General features: G+C 54.9%; 2 protein-coding genes. Both read right to left on the bottom strand.

Annotation, left to right across the window (positions count from 1 at the left end; genetic code table 11):
- Positions 1 to 176: 176 nt before the first annotated feature.
- A complete protein-coding gene (locus FJY67_11565) occupies positions 177 to 2501 on the bottom strand; it encodes a hypothetical protein (GenBank protein ID MBM3330086.1) in 2325 nt (774 codons plus the stop codon).
- Between the two features lie 99 nt (positions 2502 to 2600).
- Positions 2601 to 3008: a hypothetical protein gene (locus tag FJY67_11570; protein ID MBM3330087.1), complete on the bottom strand. Its 408-nt coding sequence runs from the start codon at positions 3006 to 3008 to the stop codon at positions 2601 to 2603.
- Positions 3009 to 3858: the final 850 nt, after the last annotated feature.

The following is a 3858-nucleotide window of genomic DNA, read 5'->3' on the forward strand; positions in this document are numbered from 1 at the left end:
TCAAACCGCAATCCTATCAGTTCACGTGACGCTATCCAAGGACTTCACTCAGACGACACTTTACATCATAACACCTTAAGACCCCATTGTCAAGCCAAATCGCTCCGCTCTCGCAAGATTTTCGCTGGTTGCCGGTAAGCCGCTAATCGGGGCGGGATGAATCCCGCCCTCCAAGTCTAACGTAGCAAAACCGCTTTGACAGTCCGGGACTTGGAGCCGGCCTGAAGGCTGAGGAAATAGACACCCGATGGCATCCCGCCTCCCGATGTCATTCTGAACGAAGTGAAGAATCTGAACTGATGCGAGCCGGGCGATAGCGGGCCGTCGTGGAGGCGGAGCACTTCCCGGCCGTCGATCGCGTAGAGGCTGAGCCGGACAGGGATTAGACCTCCCACCTGCGCACTTGGAGGGCGGACATTCTTGTCCGCCCTTAGGGCAGGCAGGAATGCCTGCCCTCCAAGATCGATCATCACCATCGCCTGGTCATTGAACGGATTCGGCACAATCGTAAGCAAGAGGGGATCATCATCCCCTTTTCCATTCTCGTCATCCCCGCTTCCCCCCTCGTCATCCCCGCGCAGGCGGGGATCCAGTCCCGCACTTAGAGAATGGACATTGACAACCCAAACCTGCACGTCCTCCTCCCACTCATCCTCGCTCACTCGCTCCCGCGCATACCCGCTCACGACGTATCTGCCGGTGTCAGCGAACGATATGGACAAAGTGGACTGAGTAGACAAGGTGTCAGCTTCGTTCAGCGTCCACCAGAACTCGATGGAGTCGTTGTTGGCATTGAAGGGGATCAGTTCAAAGGTCGCTTCCTGACGCGGCTCGAGGGACAATTCGGGGAGATTCGGCTCATAAGCCCGTATGACGCCGCGCACCTGAATCGCCCATTGGACGGAATCGGCCGGCACCGGATCGACGTTCGGGTCGAAGACCCTGGCTTTCAGGGCATACCCGCCCGTCCGGGCGAACGCGTAGGACCGGATTCCGATCCGGTCATCCCCTCCCACTTCCTCCCACCTCACCGCCGTCGAGTCGTAAATCATCCACTCATACCGCAAGTTCTCCAAGTCTCCGATATAGGCGACGGAGTCGAGGGCGAAGTCGATCTCGGAATTGCGCTGAAGGGTGAGGGACAGCGTGTCGGGGGTGTGGGAGAAGATGAGCAGGTCGCGGACGTGGACGAGCCATGCCATTGAATCGGCAAGTGCGCCGTCCGAAGCGATTGCGGTAACGATCCTTTCGCCGTTTTGCTCAAACCGAATCACGGCATTGGAATCGCGCACTATCAACTGATCGTCGAGCCATATTTGATAAGAAACACTGTCGCCTTGAACATCCACGGCGCGGAACCAAAACTCAACTTCCTGGCTGGTCACGACTTGCAGTTCGAGGCTTTCAGGCGACCATTCTACTATGCGGGGTGCAGACCGTTCAGGGCGAATCTTCACTATAACTCCCTGCAGATCGTTGTTGTATCCCGCTGCATACAAAAATTCCCTTTCATCTCGCACAATTGAACGGTAGGAACCGCTTCCGCCTTGAAGGTTTTCAACACGAGTCCAAGAAAGATTCCCGTTCGCATCAGTATGATAGAGAACCCAAATACGATTGGCACCGCACAATGTCTGAGAATCGTCTGCCAGGCTGACATTGCACCAGGTAACCGGATCAAGGGGGAACTGGTCAAAATCGCTGCGCCAGTTGATTTCACCATCAGGACTGATTCTAATGACCGTAGTGGCGTTTACACCCCCCCCACACGCCGCAAACCCGTCTCCACGCAAGGAAACAATGCTGAACAAAAACACATCATTGATACTGGTCTGCCAGATGACATCGCCTTCGCCTGGACTAATGGCCAAAATGCGACGCGCGCCTGCGATGACAACGGTATTGTCCGCCTCTCGCATAGATGTGAAGTAGCCAAAGTCAGCGTTAGGATCGTAGATCCGCTCCCATACAGTATTCCCCTCAGCGTCGAATCGTATCAGATATCCGCAACTTCGACCATTAAAAATCTGTCCGCACCCCAAATAATCACCTTCTTTCAACTCAATAAGGGCACGACAGTCCGAGGAAAAATCGCCATCCCAAATTTGATTCCATACTACTTCGCCTTCGCGACTAACTCGAATAACGGCAAATCGACGGGAGGGACCTCGTCCGATATTGCCGGCATAACCACCAATCAAAAGATCACCATTATCGCATTCGATGAGTGTGTTGCACTTCCATTCTATGCCCCAATCGAAGTCGATGGGAATGTTCATATTCATTACGACTTCGCCTTCAATATTAGTAACCAGCAACCACATCGCCCCGGCCTGAGGGATGGTGGCCTGACCGCCAGCGGCAAGATGGTTATCAGCAGTGTAATAAATGTCGTATAACCTCCCGGAGCCAGCGGGTGGTGAGTAGTATTCAACCCATTCATTTTGAGGCTGCGCAAGGGAGGACAAGGTGAATACCAACAGTGGTATGAGCACTCGCATAAATATCTTCAGTTTTGCATTGATGAAAAAAGTAATCTTGCTCTGAAATCCTGCTTCTTTGGGGGACGTCCCGAAGGACGCCCCCCTCGTTGTCCGGATTCAAGGGACTCGAGTATCCTGAACCTCCCAATTAAAATTGGTGGTCGAAGACGTCCGAGCAGCCGGATTGGGGTCGCTGATGTAGTCCGTGATGAAAGCAGGATTGCCCGTTACCTCTGCGGACCAATTGTCGAACTGCGACTGACCGAGTTGGGATTCAAAAGTGTAAAGACCATCTGGATCCTCTTCGGCCTGCCCATCATCCTGGGGAACTCCGTTCAGATAGAGTGTAATGATCACTACCAATCCCGTTACGGGTTGTCCCTGATCGGTGTCGAAGACAGAAACGGACAGGGTCGTGCTGGCGCGCGCTTCCTCAGGTGCTGGCCATACGAACAGGCCAATTACGAAGATGGCCGCGACGACGAGTCGCAGCGCTGGATGACGATTGATGATGGAAAGGAACATTGATAGCTCCGTCCGGTAGTTGACGAGTTTGTTTGCCCGCTGGTGGCGGGTTCGCTATGACGTTGCGTCATCGCCGGATCAAACGACTACCGAACGGCGGAGCGCGGCTTCGCGGCCGCCTTAAGCGTGAGCGGCATCGCCCCCCCCCCGCGTCAGGCGGAGTGGAGAAGTCGAAGTTGTCGATGATGATGACGGGATCGGGATCCCGTCCTATGTGAGGAAGGAAGAGCATCGGTGTCGAACTTAGGAATCTGCCTTAAGGAACAGTGATAGCGTCAGGTCTTAAGCAATCGTCGAAGTCCGGCAAGTGGGCAGCGCAGGTAAGGATAAGATAAGCAGCAACGTGTCGATTTGCAAGAAGATACGAGGGAATGCAAAAGTCGTTGGTGCCGGACCGAACAGGCCGGGACAAATCCCGCCCTCCAAGATTAGCGCATTAGAACGGCTTTGGCGGTGCGGGAGTGGGTGCCGGAATGAAGGCGGAGGAAGTAGATGCCGGAGGGAAGTGTGAAAGTGCCAAAGTGCGAAAGTGTGAAAGTATGGCTTCCGGGCGATAGCGGGCCATCGTGGAGGCGGAGCACTTCCCGTCCGTCGAGCGCATAGAGGCTGAGCCGGACAGGAAAGAGACCCCCTACCCGTGCACTTGGAGGGCGGACATTCTTGTCCGCCCTTAGGGCAGGCAGGAATGCCCGCCCTCCAAGGTCAACTGTCACCGTCGCCTGATCGTTAAACGGATTAGGAGCAATCGTAAGCGAGAGGGGATCATCATCCCCTTTTCCATTCTCGTCATCCCCGCCTCCCCCCTCGTCATCCCCGCGCAGGCGGGGATCCAGTCCAGCGCTTAGAGAAT

The organism is Calditrichota bacterium (assembly GCA_016867835.1).
Taxonomy (GTDB): Bacteria; Electryoneota; AABM5-125-24; order Hatepunaeales; family Hatepunaeaceae; genus VGIQ01.